Here is a 16,515-nt window from a genome sequence, read left to right as displayed (position 1 = left end):
TATGGTGACTTCGTCCACCCGAGAACGGCAACTGATCGAGACCTTCGTCCAGCTGGCGGACACCCTTGTCATCGACTACGACATCGTCGAAGTCCTTCAGGCTCTTGTCGAACGGTGTGCGCGGATCTTCGACGCCACAGACGCTGGCATCCTGCTTCCCGGTGACGACGGGTCACTGGCCGTCGTTGCCACAACCAGTGAGCGAAGTCACGTCATCAGTCTTCTGCAGCTGCGCGCCAGCGAGGGCCCGTGTGTCGACGCTTTCGTGACCGGCCAGCTCGTGACCGTCGAGAACATCGCATCGACGTACGCTCGCTGGCCCAACTTCGCGACGGGGGCAGCCAGCCTGGGGTACCTGTCGATGCACGCGATCCCGCTGCGGTTGCGCGGTGAAACGATCGGGTCGCTCAATCTGTTTCGGGATGTCGTCGGCCAGCTCAGCGCGGACGACGCGGCGGCGGCGCAGGCGCTTGCTGACGTCGCGACCATCGGGATCCTCCAGCATCGGGCGGTGCGGCAGGCCGACGACGCCAGGGACCAGTTGCAGCATGCGTTGCACAGCCGGGTGCTGATCGAACAGGCCAAAGGCGTGCTGAGCCAGTCGGACGGAATCGATATGGCCGAAGCTTTCGAGCGGATGCGTACCCGCGCGAGAACCACAGGAACCCGACTCTCCGTCATTGCGGAGCAGGTCATCGCTCAGGCTCAAGCCGAGTAGGTCGCCGCGCCCGCTCGTGGCATCCGCTCGCTGGGATTTCGAGAGGAGCATTCGAATGGGTGACATCGACTACGACAAATTGTCCGAGCAGCTGACGGATGCCGCTACGCCGTTGCCTGAACCGCACAATGTGAGAACGGGCGCCGCCGCCGGACGTGAGTTCCTCCTGGGTGAATACGGCGGCGAGACGGCCGTCAACCGCGCGATGCGACGCGGGTGCCCCAGGGTTGGGGCTTCTTCGTAAGGCCCATCACCCTCGGATAGCACGCCGCGTGGAAATTGAGTGCGACCTACGGAACTGGGGTGGAGGCATCCGTGGGATCCAACTCGGGGCGGACGCGCGCCGAGATGGTAGCGCCAGCCCTGCGTTGCTTCGTGTGGTCCACGAGCCGAACAACTCCGAGCAGGGTGAGGCCAAGTGCGGCACCGGCGAGAGTGCCCGCCGTGTTGGCGAACACATCGTTCATGGTGGCGAAGCGTGCGTCCAGGAAGTAGAGCTGGCCGAGTTCGATCGCGGCCGATAGAGCCGCACCGGCGAGGACGCTGAGCCACCAGCGCCCGGCGCCGAGGATCAGCACGAGCAGGAACCCGACCGGGATGAACAGGGCCACGTTGGCCATCGACTCGATGAACGGGTAGGTCACGACCTCGGCTCCGTGGGATTGTGACCAGTCAACGGCACGGTGGATCGGGCGCTCGATCGGCTGATCCACCGGCGTCGGCCAGAAAGCGATGAGAGCCAGGGCGATCGCGTATGCGACCGCAGCGAGAGCGGCGATTCGGCGAAGCCGGGGTGGTGTGCGCATGAGATCTCCAGGGAAGAGTGGGGGGAGATCAGCGATGACCGTGGTCGAGAGTGTATCCGGGCGAGTTGAGGAGGAACAGGGTGACCGGGGCCGACCCCAGCCTTATCGATGTGCCAAAACTGGCTCGCTGTCCCGCCGCTGGCGACCGTCGAAGAGCACTTTCTGGCAAATCGATCGGGCCGGGTCAAGCCCTGTTGCCAGAAACGCGGGCGATCGTAGGGTGGGCAGACCAGTCCACCCCGTGCGAAAGGAACTCGATGTCCAACACCGAGCCGATGAACTTCGATCCGCAGAACCCCGAGCCGACGACCATGGCCCCCGCCGACCTCGACTTCGTCGGCGAGGAGCCTGAGGTTACCGACCTGGAGGAGGACGGCAGCGACTCCGAGGTCGTCGAGTAGGGCACGGGAGAACCTGCCGGGCGCGCTGCCCTAGGCTTTGGTCAGCGCGTCCTCCTTGTGCATGGCGCGGGCGTCGGTCTTGTCGCTCTGCACCTCGTACTGAGGGTCGTCCGGGCTGCACCGACGGGTGCGCCCCATGAACTCGACGTCCTTCGTGTGCACCTTCTTGATCGTGCCCACGACATGGCCGCCTTCTGAATTCCAGCGGACCTTGTCGCCGGTCGAGAACTTTGTCATCGTTTCCGCTCCGTTCGTCGTTTGAAGTCACAACTTTCGCGGGTGCCGCCGCGTTTCGCACTGCATTGACATTCGCGCGTGCACTCTCGTAGCGACGGGTTGCGGGGTCGTGGTGCACCGTGTCTCCGCCGCGGTTGTGGAATGTCCACAGTGATCTGCTTGCCCAGTGCCTGAAGTGTCTAGTCTGGCTGGGTGAATCTTCTCTGGCGTACCATCTTGCACTTCTGGATCTCCAAGCGCGCACACCGACGTGCCTCCGATGGTCTGCACCCGTACGACGTGTTTTCGACCACATACCGGGTGCTGCCCACCGACATCGACATCCTCGGCCACATGAACAATGGGCGATACCTGTCGATCGCTGACCTCGGCCGCTTCGACATGCTCGTTCGCAGCGGGCTGTGGCAGGAGATGACCCGACTGGGCTGGTACCCGGTGGTGCAGAGCCTCACCATCAGCTACCGCAAGTCACTTCTGCCATGGAAGAAGTTCGACATTGAGACCCGGTTCATCGGCTTCGACGACCGCGCGGTGTACGTCGAGCAGCGCTTTGTGTACGCCGGGGAGATTTACGCACGCCTGCACATGAAGGGCCGTTTTCTCAAGCGCTCCGGCGGGCACGTGTCAGTCGAGGAGATCCAGCAGCTGGTCGGGGATGCCCCGCGCGACATCGAGCTCGACGAGTGGATCCACACGTGGGCGTCGAACGTGTCGCTCCCGTCAGCGAAGCGGCCAGCGCCAAGTGAGTGGGCCGACACTGAGCGTCCCGTGCACCGGCGGTAGAGAAGCGCCGCTGCACGGAACGAACCTAGGCGATCGAGTGAACGTCCGAGTAAAGCGACACTTCGCCCTCGGCCGGAACCTTCCATTCGGATGCAACCAGCCGGGCCGCGCGCCAGCGCAGGTCTTCGACCAGGGCGTCGTCGAGCAGCTCGCGGAGCAGTGTCGGCTCGGTCTCGAAGAGCATGCCTCCGGTCGGAACCATGAGCAGCTCAACCCGGCCAGGCGACCCGTCCGGGCGAATGATCGGCACCTCGACCACGTCTGACGTTGCCGTGTCGCTGAGGGCACGAGCGTATCCAATGAGTGCGCGGGCGATGACGTCTCCAGTGACGAAGCTCGTGCCAGCGTAGTGAATTCTTTTCATGTCAGTGTCCTTATATCCGTGAGCCGAAGCGACTCTGTCGGCCATCCCTAGGTCTGGGGGACAACTGTTGTGTGGTTATGGACGCCACCGAGTGGCATCCGTACATGGCACCGACCATGACGAGAACGGGCAGGTCACAGCCGGGCGCTTGGGCGATCAGCCGGACTCGCGGAGATCGTGGACGCCGAAATACCAGTCCACGGCGTCGAGAAGATCGGACTGTGTTGCGTCGGGAAACTGCGATGCGCGGGACTCGACGTCGTCGAGCGCGCGAGCGATGGCATCCCCTGCGGGGAACGAAATGCCTGCGTAGAGAATTCTCTCCATGATGACTCCAGATGAACGCGCCTCGTTGGCGGGCGATCGTCCCGGGGTCTGGGGGAATTCAGGCGGTTGTGCTTGAACGAATAAGACTACTCCCGTAACAGGCATCTGAACAGGGTATTGAGCAATCGCTCAGCGGCAGCCCAGGGTCAGATCGTCAGCGTGCGCTGAACGACGCCTTCGGCCACCTCCGACAGCAGCATCCGGTTGTTTCGCGCGTATGCGCGCAGCGTCGCGAAAGCCTCGTCGGTGGTCGAGCCGTTGAGGAACGCCAGGACACCCTTCGCCTGCTCGATGACGATGCGCGAGTTCAGCGCCGCTTGTAGTTGATTTCGAATGGCGTCGCTCTTGCTGAGAATTCTTTCGTGCAGGATGCCGATGGTTGCGACGTCTGCGAGGGCCTGCGCCGCGCGAATATCGCGTTCTGTGAGCGACCCTTCTCCTGCACGCAGCAGGTTGAGCGCCCCGATGCGGTTGTCGCGAAGGCGCATCGGCACAGCGAGGACGCTCCGAAACCCCTGCTCTTTGGCGCTGTCGATGAACGGGCGCCACTTCTCAGGCCCGTCTTCAATTCGGGACACCGCAACAACCTCGCCCGTCGTGAAGCACTCGATGCACGGGCCGGCATGGGCCGAGAGCTGCATTAGTTCGACGATGCTCGAGGCCTCGCTGGTTGAGGCGATGAGTTCGAGCTTCTCGGTGGAGTCGCCGATGAGCACTCCGGCGGCGGTCGCATCGAGGAAGGTCACACAGTTGTCGACGAGGGTCTGGAGGACACCGACCGCGTCGTAGTCGTTGACGAGGGTGTCTGCGAGTGTGGCGAAAGCTTCAACCAGTTGCGCTTCGCGAACCAGATCAGTCATGGGGTCCTCCGGTGCTGCTATCGGAGACCGAGAAGTCGAGCCTGCGAGCGAGAATGTCTTCGGCGACCGCCTGCACAGGGCGGCTCGTTGCGAAAGCGTGCGCCTGAATCACGAGTCGAGCGTCGTCCGGCGGGATGTTCAGCTGGGCAAGCACCATTCCGGTTGCCTGGTGGAGCGTGCGTCGGAAGAACGGGTCGTTCGGGTCGAGCGATTCGGGCTGGTCGAGCTGTGCGAGCGCTCGCCGAAGCACGAGCCTGCCCACCACGGCGCTGAGCGCTTCGGAGCGTTGGGTATCGGCGGCGCTGAGCCCCTGCGGTGTCGAGCAGTAAAGGTCGACCGCTCCGAGGTGCAGGGGACCGACGACCAGGGGAAAAGCGAAAATGGCTCCGATGTTTTCGGAACGGATCGCCTCTGAGAACGCCGGCCACACCCGGCCAGGGCTATTGCGGATGTCGGGCTCAAGCACCGGAGCCGCGGCAAGCATGGCGTCCCAGCATGGGCCCTCGCCGAGGTCGAACTGCAGCTCGTCGATTCGCGCGGCCTGCTGATCGGTGGCCGAGACCGTGCCGGTGCCGAGCAGGGTGCCCAGGGTTGAGACAGAGGCGCCGTGAACGGGAAGCGCATCGACGAAGGGCTGGGCCAGGTCGGCGCCGCGGCCGTCGTTGCGGGTCAAGCTCTCCATCGCACTGTCGAATCGCTCAGGCATCGTGGATATCCTTTCCTGCATCTGCGGCGCCCCCGCGGTGCTGCCCCGCTTGGCTTCCCTCGGAAACATAACGGTACCCGTGTTGCGCGTGCGCGAGTAGAGTCTGCGACCGAATCATCGGTCTAGCGATCAGGCCCGGCGTCAGCAACCCCTTTTCACCGTGCGGCCTTCAACGTAAGGTTGCCCGCACGACCGAGAGGAGAAACACATGTCAGACACCACCAACCAGCCCGGTCCCGACTCGACCATCCCCGACCACGAGACCGGCCTCGCTGCCGGTTACACCGGTGAGCCGTCGAGCTTCGAGCCCGAAGAAGACCCGGATCACTCCTCCGACGACGCAAACATCGAGCCAGGCGACAAACGGATCGAGAGCTGAGTCCATGACCTCCACCTTTCCGGATTGGCTCTTCGAGCAGTCCGACCGCGACGACGTCGTCGGCGAACTGGCGCGCAGCGTCCGCAATGACGAATTGTTCCCCGAGCACGGTGACAAGGCGATCTTCGACGGATACTTCTCCGCAGACAACACGGTCGCTGAAACTCGCGCCGCCTTTGAGCGGGCGTGGGACGAGTTCGACGGACTCCCCGGTTAACTGATGCGCGTCGTCGTTGTCGGAGCCACCGGAAATCTCGGCAGCGCCATGCTCACCCGCCTCTCTCGGGAACCCTCCGTCACCGAAATCGTCGGTGTAGCAAGGCGCATGCCCATCGCAACGGACCCGCGATACAGCGGTGTCTACTGGCACCAGCTCGACATCGGTGAGACGTCGGCCGCCGCAAGACTCGCGGGTATTTTTGCGGGGGCGGATGCTGTCGTGCACCTGGCGTGGGCACTCCAGCCCAATCACGATGAAGAGTCCCTCTGGCGAACGAATGTCGAAGGCACCAAAAACGTACTCGCGGCCGTCGCCGCTGCCCGCGTGCCGCAAATCGCATACCCGTCGTCGATCGCCGCGTACAGCCCTGGGCCGAAGACGCGACGAGTGGACGAGAGCTGGCCAACCGGGGGAGTGCCGACGTCGCACTACTCTCGGCACAAGGCCATCAACGAGCGAGCGTTTGACCGGTTCGAGGAAGATCACCCGTCCATCGTCGTGACGCGGTTCCGGCCGGGATTCATCTTCAGCAGGGACGCGGCCACCGAGATCGCGGGGCTGTTCGTCGGCAAGCTGATTCCACTCGGCTGGTTGCGCTTTTTCCACGCGCCGTTCGTGCCGCTTCCACCGCAGTTCGTTGCGCAGGTCGTGCACTCGAGTGACGTTGCGGACGCGTTCTGGCGGGCACTCGACCGGCGCGCGGCTGGAGCGTTCAACATTGCAGCCGAGCCGGTGATCGATGGCAAGGCAGTGGCATCCGTTCTCGACACCAGGTGGCTGCCAATTCGGCTGCGCGTTGCGCGATTCGCCGCGAAGGTGACGTGGAAGCTGCGGCTGCAGAACTCCGACCCGGGCTGGATCGACCTCGGAGCGCTCGTGCCCATCATGTCGACCGAGCGGGCACGGCGCGAGCTGGGTTGGGAACCGTCGGTGTCGTCGCTCGACGCGTTGGAGGAGATCCTGCACGGCGTCGCCGAGCATGCTCGGGTGACCGCGTCGCCGCAATTGCGTGGCATGTAGCGCCACACCTCCTCTCTTCCGCGTCCGCCGCCATCGACGCCCTTCCCACGCTCGCGCTCCTGACCCCGCGCAGAAAGTGACAGTTGCGGTGGGTGCGCGTCCGCTGCACCGGCAATAAGTGGCACCTGAACGTCATGTCCGAGGGAACTGAGCACCGAAAGTGACAGTTGTTGTGGGTGCACGACGAGCGCACCCACCAAAAGTGTCACCCGAAGCTCTCAATCCGCCGACGGGAAACCGTCACCCCCCGTTTGTGGGTCGTTCACCCGGTGTTTGTCGGCGCTCGGTTTGCTGAGAAGTGCCCGCCGCTCGACGGGCGAAACTCACTCAGGGGAACAACTCTCACATGCATGCACCGAACACCGTGCGCCAGCGTCGAATCGTGACGTCCGTGGCATCCGCTGTGCTGATCGCGGGAATCAGCATCGTCTCTCCACTTGCCGCATTCGCGGCGCCGGACGATCACGGGGGAGCGGCGCGCAATGACTCGGACCAGACCGAGGCGCTGCGCAGCTCGATTCTGAACAGCGACGCGAAGAACGTCATTCTGCTCATCGGAGACGGCATGGGCGACAGCGAAATCACCGTCGCCCGCAACTACGCGAAGGGTGCGGCTGGTGAGTTCGCCGGCATCGACGCGCTGCCGCTGACCGGGCAGTACACGACATACGCGCTGAACAAGGACGGCACTCCGAACTATGCGTCGGAGTCGGCCTCGACCGCTTCAGGCTGGTCAACCGGAACGAAGACCTACAACGGTGCGCTCTCGGTCGACATTTCCGGTGAGGCGCAGTCGACGCTGCTCGAGCTCGCGAAGGCGAACGGACTGAAGACGGGCAACGTTTCGACGGCGGAGATTCAGGATGCCACGCCTGGCGCCGAGATCGCGCACGTGTCGGCGCGGTCCTGCTACGGGCCGACCGCCACCACGAAGACCTGCCCGGAGGCCGCGCTGGAGAACGGTGGGCTCGGCTCGATCTCGGAGCAGCTGCTCAACGTGCGCCCAGACGTCACCCTCGGCGGCGGCTCGAAGAGTTTCACCGAGACCGCGGTTGCCGGACCGTGGCAGGGCAAGACCCTGTTCGAGCAGGCCGGGGACCGCGGGTACCAGCTGGTGAACGACGCCGCATCGCTCGCCGCCGTGACCGCCGCCGACGCCACCTCGCCGGTGCTCGGACTCTTCACCGAGGGCAACTTCCCGACCCGCTGGGTTGGCCCGGAAGCGACCATCGGCGGCGGAGACCTCGCCCCGGTCTCGTGCACCGAGAACCCTGAGCGCCTCAACACGGGCCTCTCGCTCGGATCGCTCACCTCGAAGGCGATCGACCTGCTGGCCTCTGACGACCAGGGCTTCTTCCTCCAGGTTGAGGGCGCGAGCATCGACAAGCGTGACCACGCCGCCGACGCCTGTGGCCAGATCGGCGAGACGATCGACCTCGACGAGGCCGTGCAGGAAGCGCTCGAGTTCGCGAAGGCTGACGGCGAGACCCTCGTCGTCGTCACCGCAGACCACGCGCACACCAGCCAGATCCTCGGCTCGACCCCTCCGGGCCTGAGCGCACACCTGCTCACCGAAGAGGGCCAGCCGATGATCGTCGGTTACGGCACCGCCGAGGCTGGCGGCTCGCAACAGCACACCGGTTCACAGGTGCGCATCGCCGGCTACGGCCCCGGTGCGGCAAACGTCGTCGGACTCACCGACCAGACCGACCTGTTCTTCACCTCGGCTAATTCGCTGTCGCTCAACCGCGATCTTGCTTCTTTGAGCGCGGATGCCACACTGTCGCTTTCCGCCTCAGCCGTGAAGCCCGGTGCCGAATTGACGGCCTCGGTCACGGGTCTCGACGCCGACTGGCAGGTCAGTGGTCGCGTCGAATCCGAACCGGTCGATCTCGGGCAAACCGACGTTCTGCGCGGCGACGCCTCGTTTACGGTGACAGCGCCCACCGAACTGGGTGAGCACACGGTCACGCTGACCGGCGCGCAAACGGGCACCGTGCTCACCGCATCCTTCGTCGTTGCCGAAGACCCGGCTGCCGTGCCTGCGCCCTCGCCGTCGGTCGATCCTGCTGCTGGAGCAGCAGTCGGTGGCACGGGCTCGAACGGCTCGGGCGTGCTCGGCGCGACGGGAGCCGCCGTCGGGCCACTCGCGGCGCTCGCCGCACTGCTGATGGCGGCGGGTACGGTGCTCGCGCTCCGTCACCGCCCCAGGCAGGGCCAGCTCGCGTAGCTCGAACTCGCACAGGCAAGGCCCGCGGTCATAAGCGTGACCGCGGGCCTTGTGTATTGGTGGCAGTCAGTTCGGCGGCGATCCGTCCCTGTGCACGTTCGCCACGGCGAACGTCGCTGCGCTCCTCACCCGCACGGTGAAAGTGACAGTTTTTGTGGGTGTGCCTCCGGCGCACCCACAAAAAGCGTCACTCGACCGTTCCGTTCCACTCACCACCTAGGCAAGAGCGACCTGAAGAATCTGCGCCGACAACATCTCGTACGGGGGTGAGGCACCGGTGGTTCGCTGATTGACGCGGGAACTGGTCCGGGTCTATCGTCCGGCGGGAGGGGAGGTCGGAACGCGAACGGACCGAGCTCCCCGGTTCCGCGGTTGCGCGCTTGGGCTGAACTAGAGCTCGCCCTGGATCTCCGAGCCGGCGGGCAACGGCTCGAGGCGGGTGACCTCAACCGGGCGCGCGAGCTTACCTTGAAGCGATGCGTTGAGAGCGGCAACGGCAGCGCCGGCTCCGTGGGCGTCGAGCAGCTCGGCCGATTCCCACTTCTCGATCATGAGAATCGTGTTCTCGGGCGTCCGGTGGATCGCGTAGAGGATGCAGCCCGGTTCCTCGTGCACGGCGGCGATGGCAGGCAGAAGCGCCTCATGGACGGCGTCGAACTGGCCGACGGCGGGAACGAAGTGTGCGGTGACAACGATGGGCTGGCTCATGCTGCCCGATGTTACCGGCTGAGCGAGCACGGTCGCGCCTCGCGCACGCCACACAGGTTTCTTCTTCATGTGTCTGTTGCGCCAGCGTGCTTCAGGAATACGATGCGGGGCAGCAGCCGCGCTTTCGCGGTTGTCCCGATGAGAAAGGGATACTGCTATGACCAAACCTACGATTGTTCTCGTCCACGGAGCCTGGGCCGACGCGTCAAGTTGGAACGCCGTCGCGACGGACCTGCATAACCGGGGCTTCACTGTCTTCGCTCCGCCGAACCTGCTGCGCGGCGTCGCATCCGACGCCGCATACATCGCGTCGTTCCTCAGCCAGCGCACGACCGGCCCTGTCGTACTCGTCGGCCACTCCTACGGCGGCTTCGTGATCACCAACGCCGGAGCTGGCGGCGGGGACGTGCGTGCGCTCGTCTACACCGACGCCTTTATCCCGGACGAGGGTGAGTTCGTCTTCCAGATCCTCGGCGGCTCGGAATCGGCACTCGCCGTTCCCGATCCCACCACCGTCCTTGACATTGTTGGCTACCCCGGCGCACCGGAGGGTGATGCTGAAGCATTCCTCAAGCCGGCCACCGTGCACAACTCCTTCGCCCAAGACCTACCCGAGTCGGAGCGGGAGCTCATCGTCGCAACTCAACGACCGATCAGCCTCAGCGCCAACACCGCCCCCTCGGCAGCACCCGCCTGGAAGACCATTCCGAGCTGGGCGGTCATTGGCACCGAAGACAAGGTGATTCCACCATCGGTCCAACGCAGCATGGCCGAGCGCGCTGGAGCGACCGTCACGGAGGTCGCAGCGTCGCACGTCTCGATGGTGTCGCAACCGTCATTCACGGTTGACGCGATCCTCGCGGCAGTCGCCGCTGTTGAAGAGAGCGACGGTTAGCGAGCGGCGGCGAGTTCGCCGACCAGGGCATAGCCGGCCTCGTCGATCGCAGATCCGACGACGGCTGAATCCAATTCGCCCGAGCTGAGCACGGTGACGCGCGAGACTCCGCCGCTGTTCAGATCGACGTCGACGGAATCGACGCCCTTCACGCGTTCAAGCGTGTTCATCACGGTGACAATGCAGCGCGCGCGGGTCATGCCAGTGACCTCGAGCACGGTTGAGACGCGTGCCCGTGAGCCGGAAACCTTGGGCGCTCCGATCACGGAGTCGGCTCGAATCGTTGGGGCAGGCGGTGTGCTGCACGCGCAACCGCCTCCGGAGCCACACCCACCGGTCGTGTTTTCGGTGCTGCTCTCGCTTCCGCACATTCCGCCGCAGCCACCGCCGCCACACCCGCCGCCAGCGTCGCCGCAACATCCGTCACTCGGCGCGGTACGGCCGGCACGCTTCTCGGTCAGGCCGAGGTCGTGGTTGGGTCCGGTTGCCATGGGTAACTCCTGGGGTGCGCGGTGGTGAACGGCGTTTGCAGCCTACGTTAGTCGGCGGAGAGAGGCGCGCTGACCAGCGCGTAGCCGGCCTCTTCGATGGCGGCCGCGACGTGAGCCTTGTCGAGAGGTGCATCACTCATCACGACGACGGAAGAGACACCCTCCGGGTTGAGCTTGATGTCGACACCGTTTACTCCGTAGATCTCAGCGAGCTCTTCGGTGACGCTCTTCACGCAGTGCTCACAGGTCATGCCCGAGACGGAGAGTTCGGTCACAACGGCGGTCGCCGATGCGGGAGCAACGGCGGAGCTCGCGCCCGCACCGTGTCCACCGCACATGCAACCGCCACCGCCGTGGCCACATCCACAGCCGCTCCCGGCGTTCACGTCGGTGAGTCCGAGGTCGTTGCGCGCGGTCAGGCCGAGGTCAATGTGGGTTGACATGAATCTCCTTGGGAAGGTGAACTGTGAAAGGAAGTCAGGAGCGAACGAGCCGCGCGATCGCAGCGGACGCCTCGCGGATTTTCTCGTCGGCGACAGGGCCGCCCTCGCGGGTCGCCTCGGCGACGCAGTGGCTGAGGTGATCGTCGAGCAGTTGCAGGGCGACGGTCTCGAGAGCCTTCGTTGCCGCGGACACCTGCGTGAGAATGTCGATGCAATACACATCGTCTTCCACCATGCGCTGGATGCCACGAACCTGGCCCTCGGCCCGGCGAAGTCGCTTCACCAGGTCGGCCTTGTTGTCGACATATCCGTGCATGGGTCCTCCGTTGCGCTGCCCTTCCACAATACCCTGCCGGGGTATCCCTGGCAATCGCCGCCGCCCAAGGAGATCAACGCGACGCAAGGAGGTCAGAGCCCACTTTCGTCCCTCTGTGGGCGCTATCTCTGTGCCGCCCTGTTGCTCGCGGTCGATGCCCCGCCGATTAGCACCGCGACATGCTGGGTTCGCGGGGTCGCGTAAAAGCGGACCCCGCAAACCCAGCATCTCGCGGGTAGAGCGAGGAGAGCTACGGCGCTTTGAACCCGATCGCCTTGTGGGTGCCATCGCAGAACGGCTTGATCGCCGACACTCCGCACCGGCACAGGGCCACGGTCTTGCGGGTGCGCTCGATCGGTTCACCGTCTGGGGTGGTCAGGTCCATGTCGCCGCGCACGAGCAGCGGCCCGTTGGGGCAGGCGACAATCTGTGGGGGATCTACCCGGCCAGCCATTCCGGTCACGCGCCGATTCCGGCCGTCGTTGCCCGTGGCATCCGCAGGGCTGATTCGCCAGCCATCCACGCCTCCACAATCACGTCACTTGCCCAACCGTCGACGGTGAGGCACGCCGCGGCGCCGAACACGATGTCGGCCAGCAGAGTGGGGTCGTCTTCGGCCAGCGCGCCGGCGAGGTCGCGCCCGGCGATTTGCTCGTGCACCGCATCGGCTTCGACGTGCTCGTCGAAGTAGTAGCAGACGTCGTCGTCGAAACCGTTGCGGCGGAACCCGCGGGCGTACAGCCCGTTCGGAATCGACGACGTCATCTCAAACGCGGCCAGGTGCCCGGCGATCGCGCCGCGGAGGCGACGGTTGAGCCCGAACATCGACATCTGATTGAGCGACGCGAGCGTCACGGCTGGCACGAAGTCGAGGTACGCGCCGTAGGTGTCGTCGAGCCCGGCGCCGCGCATCGTGCCAGCGAAGATCGCGGCGTGCATGCGGTCGGGGCGGCCTCCGCCGTACTCGTCGGCCTGGATCTCGACCAGCGCGGCCTTGGGCCGGCCGGTCAGTCGCGGGATCGCCCACGAGTGCGGGTCGGCCTCCTTGAGCGTGTAGATCGAGCGGTGGATGAGGAACTCCTCGAGCTGCTCACGCGTGGCCTTCGCAGCGACGAAGCGCGACAGGCTCGGCCCGTCGCTCTCGGCTGAGGTCAGGGTGAAGAGCGCCTCGGCGACCGCAGCGGCGGTCGGCTCCGGCAGTTCGGGCATCGGCACGTCGCGCCGCAACTGGGCCTCGAACGCGGCCTCGAGCACGCGTCGGGCGGCGATGAGATGCGGATGCCACTCCCATCCGTCGTGCGCGTCGGCCAGCGACCCATAGTGCAGGCCATAGAGAAGGAAGAGCGCGAGCTGGATGTCGTCGTCGCGCGCGATGTCGGTCGACGCCTCCACCGCGACGGTGGCTCGAGCGGCGAGGTCAGTGGTGCCGTCGAGGGCGTCGTCGCCGGTTGGCTCGCGCAGGATCACGTGAAGGATGCGGTCGCTGAGCGGTCCGCGGGCGGTCGAGGTGCTCGGCGCCCCGGCGCGCTCTGGCGCGGGGGAGTTCGTCTGTCGGGAATCGGAGGGGAGGGTCAGTGCCATTTCTCCACTGTGTCCAAAAATGAGAACCGTCGTCAAGGCTCGGGCCCGATGCTGAAACGCCGGCCGTTTTCTGCTACGCACCGTTCTGCGGGTGAGCGCGCTGGGGCGTTTGCGATCTCGGTTGCGTGCCCCGTGGCATCCGCTCGAAATATGACGGAGTGCGACGGGCGACCGCGTGCGCGCACAGCGCCAGCCCTAGGGTGAATGCATCCCCGGTTTCCCAGCGAAATGGACGTGTGACATGGCAATTCCAACGGTTCAACTCGGCGACGGCCTCACCACTTCTGCGCAGGGGCTCGGTGGCATGGCGCTGACGGATGTTTATGGTGCTGCCGATCCGGCAACCTCGGTCGCGACGATTCACCACGCGATCGACATCGGAGTGACGTTCCTCGACACGGCGAACGTGTACGGCGGTGGTGCAAACGAGGAGCTGTTTGCGCGTGTGCTGCGGACGCGGCGGGACGAGGTTGTGCTCGCCACGAAGTTCGGCATTCTGCGCACGCCGGACGACGGGGGCTTTCGCGCGCGCGGCGACGCAGCCTATGTGCGCGAGTCGATCGACGCGAGCCTTCAGCGGCTCGGCACAGACAGCGTCGACCTGTACTACTACCACCGGGTGGATGCGCGTGTGCCGATCGAGGAGACGGTGGGCGCGCTCGCCGAACTGGTCACCGCTGGCAAGGTTCGGCACATCGGGCTGTCGGAGGTGACGGCCCTCGAACTCGAACGAGCGCACGCCGTTCACCCGATCGCGGCCGTGCAGAGCGAGTGGTCGTTGTGGAGTCGCGACGTCGAGGAGTACGTGATTCCTACAGCGACGCGGCTCGGCATTGGTTTCGTCGCGTATTCCCCGCTCGGGCGTGGGTTCCTGACCGGTGCCGTCGCCGACACCGCGAGCCTCGGGGCAACCGATGCGCGGCGCAACTTTCCGCGGTTCGATGAGGAGAACCTCGCCGCGAACATTCGGCTGGTCGACGCGGTGCGGCAGGTCGCCGACGCCGAGGGCCTGACGCTCGCGCAGGTCGCGCTCGCCTGGGTGTACGCATCGGGTCGGCGGCTGGGTGTGCCAGTTGTTCCCATCCCGGGCACTCGCAAGGCGCACCGCATCGACGAGAACATCACGGCCGTTTCGCTCGGGCTGAGCGAGGAGAGTCTGACCCTGCTCGACGGCATCTACGCGGGAGTTGAGGGCGAACGGGCAAGCGACCCGCTGTACATCTCGCGCGGGCGCGAGCAGCGGGAACACGCGCACGATCTCTAAGCCCCGAACGGCACAGAAAGGACTCCCCATGGCGGAACCCAAGAAGCTCATCGTCAACCTGTTCGAAATGAACTGTGTCAGCCACATCTCGCACGGGCTGTGGGTGCTGCCTGGCAACAACCGGCACCGGTTCAACGACATCGACTACTGGATCGAGCTTGCGCAGCTGCTCGAGGCAGGCGGGTTCGACGGCATCTTCCTGGCCGACGTTGTCGGAGCGTACGACGTGTTCCGTGATGGGCCGGAGACGGCGCTGCGCGAGGGAGTGCAGATCCCCAACAACGACCCGTTGCTCGTGATCCCCGCGATGGCCGCCGTGACCAAACACCTCGGATTCGGTGTGACCTTCTCAACCACGTACGAGCCGCCGTTCGCGTTCGCCCGCCGGATGAGCACGCTCGACCACCTCACCAAGGGGCGCATCGGCTGGAACGTCGTCACCTCGTACCTGCCGAACGCCGCACGCAACTTCGGGCTCGACGGCGAGATGCCCAAACACACGCGGTACGAACGAGCCGATGAGTACCTCGACGTGCTCTACAAACTGTGGGAGGGCTCGTGGGATGACGACGCCGTTCTCAACGACCGCGAGAACCGGGTCTACACCGACCCCGACAAGGTGCGATACATTCACCACGAGGGCGAGCACTTCAAGGTGGCCGGCCCACACCTGAGCCAGCCGTCGCTGCAGCGCACCCCGGTGATCTACCAGGCCACCGGTTCCCCGGAGGGAATCGAGTTCGCCGGCCGTCACGCCGAAGTGGTGTTCACCGGCGGCCGCACCGTCGAAGACTTCCAGAAGAACGCGCAGGACATGCGCGACGCAGCGATCCGCCAGGGGCGGCGGGGCGACGACATCCGGTTCATCGTTCAGGCGGGAGTTGTCGTCGGCCGCACCGACGCCGAGGTCGCTCGAAAGCTGAAGACCTATCGCGAGAACAGAAGCGTCGACGGAGTCCTCGCCCACGGCAGCCTGCCGTTCGACCTCACCGCATACCCCACCGGCACAACGATCGCCGAGGTGATTGACGACGTCGGCCCGCACCCGATGCTCTCGAGCATGAGCCCCGATGCGACGGTCGACGAGGCCCTCACCCGGATCACCGCGGGCAGGGAGGGCCGCTTCTTCGTGGCAGGCACACCGCTCGAGGTGGCCGACCAGATCGAGCGCTGGCTCGACGACGATGGCATCGATGGCATCAACCTGCGCCAGTACCACTCGTTCCAGACCGCTCGGGACTTCATCGAACTCGTCGTTCCCGAGCTGCGCAAGCGCGGCCGTATGCGCGAGGCGTACCCCGAGGGTGAGACCCTTCGCGAGCGGCTGTTCGGCGAGGGGCAGTCCCGCTTGCCCGAGCGTCACGTTGCGGCCCGGTATCGCGGCGGTGCGAACCTCGACGCCCCGCTTGAGCCAATCCGCTACCGCTGACCCTCGTCTTCGACGGCTTCTCAGGAAAGAGCACGTTTATCAGGACGTGATCGCCGAAATCGTCCTGATAAGCGTGCGATTCCCTGTAACGAGTGCACTCCACACCCAACTGAGGCCGGTGCCGATGACCCTCAGAAGGACGCTCGCGATGAGGATGACGGTGGCGCCCCCGTCTTCTTTGATAACACCACAAGAATGACGGATGCCATCCCGCGCGACTCGCGGGATGGCATCCGTTTTCGTCGTTGCTGGCATCACCACCGCCTCCTTCGACCGCTTTTCAGGAAAGAGCACGGTTATCAGGACGTAGATGGCGGGATCGTCCTGATAAGCGTGC

The 16,515-nt window shown here is 65.3% G+C and carries 24 protein-coding genes; 11 read left to right on the top strand and 13 right to left on the bottom strand.

Features of this window, described 5'->3' with window-relative positions:
* The first annotated feature begins 1 nt into the window (after nt 1).
* Together D9V28_RS11955 and D9V28_RS11950 are read left to right on the top strand one after the other, a co-directional pair.
* Nucleotides 2-718, top strand: coding sequence for a GAF and ANTAR domain-containing protein (locus D9V28_RS11955; RefSeq protein ID WP_121659960.1), 717 nt, complete (start codon nt 2-4; stop codon nt 716-718).
* A 55-nt stretch (nt 719-773) separates the two neighbouring features.
* Nucleotides 774-962: a hypothetical protein gene (locus tag D9V28_RS11950; RefSeq protein WP_121659959.1), complete on the top strand. Its 189-nt coding sequence runs from the start codon at nt 774-776 to the stop codon at nt 960-962.
* A gap of 46 nt (nt 963-1,008) precedes the next feature.
* Here D9V28_RS11950 and D9V28_RS11945 read toward each other — a convergent pair whose 3' ends face one another.
* The gene (locus D9V28_RS11945) at nt 1,009-1,524 is read right to left on the bottom strand and encodes a VanZ family protein (protein ID WP_121659958.1); all 516 of its coding nucleotides are present in this window, start codon (nt 1,522-1,524) and stop codon (nt 1,009-1,011) included.
* A 257-nt stretch (nt 1,525-1,781) separates the two neighbouring features.
* On the opposite strand from D9V28_RS11945, the gene D9V28_RS16135 reads away from it, so the two are divergent.
* Nucleotides 1,782-1,925 carry a hypothetical protein gene (locus tag D9V28_RS16135; protein ID WP_183086519.1) on the top strand — a complete coding sequence of 48 codons (144 nt, stop codon included), beginning with the start codon at nt 1,782-1,784 and terminating at the stop codon, nt 1,923-1,925.
* A 30-nt stretch (nt 1,926-1,955) separates the two neighbouring features.
* On the opposite strand, the gene D9V28_RS11940 is transcribed toward D9V28_RS16135, so the two are convergent.
* Nucleotides 1,956-2,162 (bottom strand): hypervirulence associated TUDOR domain-containing protein, encoded by a 207-nt coding sequence (locus D9V28_RS11940; protein WP_121659957.1) that lies wholly within the window; start codon nt 2,160-2,162, stop codon nt 1,956-1,958.
* A gap of 192 nt (nt 2,163-2,354) precedes the next feature.
* Between D9V28_RS11940 and D9V28_RS11935 the strand changes: the two genes are divergently transcribed.
* The gene (locus D9V28_RS11935) at nt 2,355-2,945 is read left to right on the top strand and encodes an acyl-CoA thioesterase (RefSeq protein WP_121659956.1); all 591 of its coding nucleotides are present in this window, start codon (nt 2,355-2,357) and stop codon (nt 2,943-2,945) included.
* Between the two features lie 25 nt (nt 2,946-2,970).
* Here the strand turns inward: D9V28_RS11935 and D9V28_RS11930 are convergent, their stop codons facing one another.
* From D9V28_RS11930 to D9V28_RS11920, 4 genes are all read right to left on the bottom strand, one after another.
* Nucleotides 2,971-3,309 (bottom strand): hypothetical protein, encoded by a 339-nt coding sequence (locus D9V28_RS11930; RefSeq protein WP_121659955.1) that lies wholly within the window; start codon nt 3,307-3,309, stop codon nt 2,971-2,973.
* 156 nt (nt 3,310-3,465) lie between these two features.
* Complete coding sequence (locus D9V28_RS16130) at nt 3,466-3,636, bottom strand: hypothetical protein (RefSeq protein WP_183086518.1); 171 nt, start codon at nt 3,634-3,636, stop codon at nt 3,466-3,468.
* 146 nt (nt 3,637-3,782) lie between these two features.
* Nucleotides 3,783-4,496: a GAF and ANTAR domain-containing protein gene (locus tag D9V28_RS11925; RefSeq protein ID WP_121659954.1), complete on the bottom strand. Its 714-nt coding sequence runs from the start codon at nt 4,494-4,496 to the stop codon at nt 3,783-3,785.
* Nucleotides 4,489-5,202, bottom strand: coding sequence for a GAF and ANTAR domain-containing protein (locus D9V28_RS11920; protein ID WP_183086517.1), 714 nt, complete (start codon nt 5,200-5,202; stop codon nt 4,489-4,491). The genes D9V28_RS11925 and D9V28_RS11920 overlap by 8 nt, the downstream gene beginning before the upstream one ends.
* A gap of 208 nt (nt 5,203-5,410) precedes the next feature.
* Here D9V28_RS11920 and D9V28_RS16125 point away from each other — a divergent pair, with 208 nt between their 5' ends.
* From D9V28_RS16125 to phoA, 4 genes are all read left to right on the top strand, one after another.
* Nucleotides 5,411-5,581, top strand: coding sequence for a hypothetical protein (locus D9V28_RS16125; RefSeq protein WP_183086516.1), 171 nt, complete (start codon nt 5,411-5,413; stop codon nt 5,579-5,581).
* A gap of 4 nt (nt 5,582-5,585) precedes the next feature.
* Complete coding sequence (locus tag D9V28_RS11915; protein WP_121659953.1) at nt 5,586-5,798, top strand: YozE family protein; 213 nt, start codon at nt 5,586-5,588, stop codon at nt 5,796-5,798.
* 3 nt (nt 5,799-5,801) lie between these two features.
* On the top strand, nt 5,802-6,821 hold the full coding sequence (locus D9V28_RS11910) for an NAD-dependent epimerase/dehydratase family protein (protein ID WP_121659952.1): 1,020 nt from the start codon (nt 5,802-5,804) through the stop codon (nt 6,819-6,821).
* Between the two features lie 346 nt (nt 6,822-7,167).
* On the top strand, nt 7,168-9,051 hold the full coding sequence (phoA, locus tag D9V28_RS11905) for an alkaline phosphatase (RefSeq protein WP_121659951.1): 1,884 nt from the start codon (nt 7,168-7,170) through the stop codon (nt 9,049-9,051).
* A 390-nt stretch (nt 9,052-9,441) separates the two neighbouring features.
* Here phoA and D9V28_RS11900 read toward each other — a convergent pair whose 3' ends face one another.
* On the bottom strand, nt 9,442-9,759 hold the full coding sequence (locus D9V28_RS11900; RefSeq protein WP_121660135.1) for a putative quinol monooxygenase: 318 nt from the start codon (nt 9,757-9,759) through the stop codon (nt 9,442-9,444).
* 157 nt (nt 9,760-9,916) lie between these two features.
* Here D9V28_RS11900 and D9V28_RS11895 point away from each other — a divergent pair, with 157 nt between their 5' ends.
* Complete coding sequence (locus tag D9V28_RS11895) at nt 9,917-10,654, top strand: alpha/beta fold hydrolase (protein WP_121659950.1); 738 nt, start codon at nt 9,917-9,919, stop codon at nt 10,652-10,654.
* Here the strand turns inward: D9V28_RS11895 and D9V28_RS16335 are convergent.
* The 5 genes from D9V28_RS16335 to D9V28_RS11870 all read right to left on the bottom strand — a co-directional run bounded on the left by D9V28_RS16335 (nt 10,651) and on the right by D9V28_RS11870 (nt 13,485).
* Nucleotides 10,651-11,145: a heavy-metal-associated domain-containing protein gene (locus D9V28_RS16335; protein WP_229728028.1), complete on the bottom strand. Its 495-nt coding sequence runs from the start codon at nt 11,143-11,145 to the stop codon at nt 10,651-10,653. The two genes, D9V28_RS11895 and D9V28_RS16335, sit on opposite strands and share 4 nt — an antisense overlap.
* Nucleotides 11,146-11,192: 47 nt before the next feature.
* A complete protein-coding gene (locus D9V28_RS11885) occupies nt 11,193-11,588 on the bottom strand; it encodes a heavy-metal-associated domain-containing protein (RefSeq protein WP_229728030.1) in 396 nt (131 codons plus the stop codon).
* A gap of 34 nt (nt 11,589-11,622) precedes the next feature.
* Nucleotides 11,623-11,904, bottom strand: a complete 282-nt coding sequence (locus D9V28_RS11880) for a metal-sensitive transcriptional regulator (protein WP_121659949.1) — start codon at nt 11,902-11,904, stop codon at nt 11,623-11,625.
* Nucleotides 11,905-12,154: 250 nt separating this feature from the next.
* Nucleotides 12,155-12,358 carry a CDGSH iron-sulfur domain-containing protein gene (locus tag D9V28_RS11875; protein ID WP_121660132.1) on the bottom strand — a complete coding sequence of 68 codons (204 nt, stop codon included), beginning with the start codon at nt 12,356-12,358 and terminating at the stop codon, nt 12,155-12,157.
* Nucleotides 12,359-12,363: 5 nt separating this feature from the next.
* Nucleotides 12,364-13,485 carry an iron-containing redox enzyme family protein gene (locus tag D9V28_RS11870; protein WP_121659948.1) on the bottom strand — a complete coding sequence of 374 codons (1,122 nt, stop codon included), beginning with the start codon at nt 13,483-13,485 and terminating at the stop codon, nt 12,364-12,366.
* Nucleotides 13,486-13,726: 241 nt separating this feature from the next.
* Here D9V28_RS11870 and D9V28_RS11865 point away from each other — a divergent pair, with 241 nt between their 5' ends.
* Nucleotides 13,727-14,749, top strand: a complete 1,023-nt coding sequence (locus D9V28_RS11865) for an aldo/keto reductase (protein ID WP_121659947.1) — start codon at nt 13,727-13,729, stop codon at nt 14,747-14,749.
* Nucleotides 14,750-14,777: 28 nt separating this feature from the next.
* Nucleotides 14,778-16,178 carry an LLM class flavin-dependent oxidoreductase gene (locus D9V28_RS11860; protein ID WP_121659946.1) on the top strand — a complete coding sequence of 467 codons (1,401 nt, stop codon included), beginning with the start codon at nt 14,778-14,780 and terminating at the stop codon, nt 16,176-16,178.
* A 39-nt stretch (nt 16,179-16,217) separates the two neighbouring features.
* On the opposite strand, the gene D9V28_RS11855 is transcribed toward D9V28_RS11860, so the two are convergent.
* Nucleotides 16,218-16,433 (bottom strand): hypothetical protein, encoded by a 216-nt coding sequence (locus D9V28_RS11855; protein WP_147440975.1) that lies wholly within the window; start codon nt 16,431-16,433, stop codon nt 16,218-16,220.
* Nucleotides 16,434-16,515 lie beyond the last annotated feature (82 nt).

Origin of the sequence: Mycetocola zhadangensis (assembly GCF_003668565.1) — a bacterium.
GTDB lineage: Bacteria > Actinomycetota > Actinomycetes > Actinomycetales > Microbacteriaceae > Mycetocola_A > Mycetocola_A zhadangensis.
This window is presented reverse-complemented; position numbering and strand designations above follow the sequence as displayed.